The 2,607-nt window shown below is 75.2% G+C and carries 2 protein-coding genes and 1 pseudogene; 1 reads left to right on the top strand and 2 read right to left on the bottom strand.

The features are described 5' to 3' along the window. A partial coding sequence (locus HW445_RS25835) for a chloride channel protein (protein ID WP_257231292.1) occupies positions 1–856 on the bottom strand: 856 nt, incomplete at its 3' end. Positions 857–1,026: 170 nt separating this feature from the next. Beyond that, positions 1,027–1,448: pseudogene (locus HW445_RS25840) on the bottom strand (SRPBCC family protein). A gap of 132 nt (positions 1,449–1,580) precedes the next feature. Between HW445_RS25840 and HW445_RS25845 the strand changes: the two are divergent. After that, complete coding sequence (locus HW445_RS25845; RefSeq protein ID WP_180223306.1) at positions 1,581–2,570, top strand: NAD-dependent epimerase/dehydratase family protein; 990 nt, start codon at positions 1,581–1,583, stop codon at positions 2,568–2,570. Positions 2,571–2,607 lie beyond the last annotated feature (37 nt).

Here is a 2,607-nt window from a genome sequence, read left to right on the forward strand (position 1 = left end):
TGACCAGGGCGTACGCGGCGAGGCAGACGCCCACCGCCGAGGCGCAGGCGACGACCCGCCATGCCGTGCGGGTGCCGGTCCAGGCGGCGGTACGGCGGCCCAGACGCCGGGCGAGGGCGATGAGCACGGCGATCAGCGCGGCCAGCGGAAGACCCCACAGGAAGTCGCCCGCGTCCGGATCGCTCCTCGGCAGGGACGACGGCAGCGTCAGGGCTCCCACGGAGAGCCCCGTCCAGTGACCGAAACCGGTGAAGACCAGCGCTCCCGTGGCGCACGCGGTCAGGCACGGCAGCAGGAGGGCCACCAGCCGTGCGCCGCCGACACCGGCCGCCTCGACGACCATCACCGCGGCCGTGATCGGCCCGCCGAGGATGGTGGAGATGGCGGCCGTGGAGCCGGTGGTGGCCACCACCGCGTCCGCCTTGGGGTCGGGCGGGCCTTTGCGCAGGCGGGTGGAGAGCAGCGCCAGCCCGCTGCCCACCGCCATCAGCGGGGCCTCCGGCCCGAGGACCACGCCCAACGGGAGGGTGAGCAGCGCGGCCAGCACGACACCGGGCAGCTCCACCGGTCCGACGGGAGGACCACCGAGCCCGTGCACCGGCAGGTGCCCGCCACGGCCCGGCATCCGGGTCAGGATGGGCGCCAGGACCAGTCCCGCCAGCAGCAGCGTCGGCAGCGGCCACCACCAGGGCGGCCCGGTGAGCCCGAGCGCCTCGGGCAGCGACTGCCACACCCAGTGCTGGAGTTCGTGCTGGAGCGCGACGAAGAAGAAGCAGGCGAGGGCCACCGGCACGCCGAGCAGCGCGGACAGCAGGAGCAGACGCAGGTAACCGCGGCTCAGCAGGGTCTGCCGCAGCGCCGCCTCGGCGGTTCGCGCGGCGGTCGGGGCCGGTGGCGGGGCCGGGGCGGGGCCTGAGTCCGGGGGAGTGCTCACGTTCTCCTCGGGCGGGTCGCCGGGGTGAGGGGGCGTCCGGACCAGTTAACGCGGAGCGGGCCCGCCCCGCACGCCCCGTCGGCCCGGCGGGGTCACGCCCGGCGCAGCAGACGGTTCAGGGCCCGGCCGAACACGTACCGGCCCGCGAGCCGGACCGCTCCGTCCAGGAAGGACGGGAAGAACCGGAGCCGCACGTCCTCGCGCCACAGGACGCGGGCGCGGCCGCCGGGACCCGGCCGGACCTCCAGCTCGGCCCAGCCGAGCACCACCCGGCCCCGCTTCTCCAGGCGGCAGACCCCGCCCGCGTCACCGTCCCCGGGCGGGGACCAGACGGTGATCTCCATCAGGTCGAGGAAGCCGACCGGCCCCACCCCCTGCGGGCCCGCACCCGGCGGCCGTCTGCCGTCACCCGGGTGAACGGGACCACCTGCCCGTGGCGGGGCCAGTCCGTCACCCGCCGCCACGCCTCGTCCAGGGACAGCGGCACCGTGCGCTCGATCAGGAATTCGGCCATCCGCCGATCGTAGGGAACTCCGCCCGAGAGCTCGCGCATTCACCCGGACGGGTGAGCCTCGCGCATGTCCCGCCCGGCCCGGGTACTCGCGCCCGGCAGTTCCCCGCCACCGGCGAGAGGAAGGAGAGGCGTATGAGCCGCCCCAACTGGTTCGGCCGACCCCGACGCCCCTGGCGACGCGCCCTGGTCACCGGCGGCGCCGGCTTCGTCGGGTCCCATCTCTGTGCCCGCCTCGTGTCGGAGGGCACCGAGGTCGTCTGCGTGGACAACCTCTGCACCGGTTCCCGGGCCAACGTCCTGGACCTCGAGCAGGGCCCCGGCTTCACCTTCGTCCAGGGCGACGTCACCGAGCCGGGGATGCTGGCCGGCCTGCCCGGCCGGTTCGACCTGGTGCTGCACTTCGCCTGCCCCGCCTCGCCCGCCGACTACCTCCGGCTGCCGCTGCAGACCCTGGACGTCGGTTCCACCGGCACCCGCCATGCCCTGGAGCGGGCGGGCGTCGACGAGGCGCGGTTCGTCCTCGCGTCGACCTCCGAGGTGTACGGCGACCCGCTGGAGCACCCGCAGCGCGAGGGCTACTGGGGCAACGTCAACCCGATCGGGCCGCGCAGCGTCTACGACGAGTCCAAGCGGTTCGCCGAGGCGCTGACCACCGCCCACCGCCAGGTGAACAGGACCGACGCCGCGATCGTGCGGATCTTCAACACCTACGGGCCGCGGATGCGCACCGGCGACGGGCGCGCGGTGCCCACCTTCATCTCCCAGGCCCTGGACGGCATGCCGCTCACGGTGGCCGGGGACGGCGGCCAGACCCGCTCCCTGTGCTACGTGGACGACACCGTCGAGGGCGTGCTCGCCCTGGCGCAGTCCGGCGAGGCCGGGCCGGTCAACATCGGCGGCTCGGAGGAGATCACCATGCTGGAGCTGGCCCGCCGGGTGATCGAACTGACCGGCTCCGGCTCGCGGATCCGGTTCGTCGACCGCCCGGTGGACGACCCCGGCCGGCGCCGTCCCGACACCACGCTGGCCCGCGAACGCCTCGGCTGGCAGCCGCGGACCAGCTGGACCGACGGGCTGACCGAGACCATCGGCTGGTTCTCCCGCACCGCCCAGGCCGCCTGACGCCACCGCCCTCGTCCCCCCGACGGACCCCCGCGGG

Source organism: Streptomyces sp. UH6 (assembly GCF_013421635.1).
GTDB lineage: Bacteria > Actinomycetota > Actinomycetes > Streptomycetales > Streptomycetaceae > Streptomyces > Streptomyces abyssomicinicus.

What these genes read in the sequence shown, in the direction of transcription:
- HW445_RS25845 (WP_180223306.1), top strand. Translation starts at nt 1,581, where the DNA reads ATGAGCCGCCCCAACTGGTTCGGCCGACCCCGACGCCCCTGGCGACGC.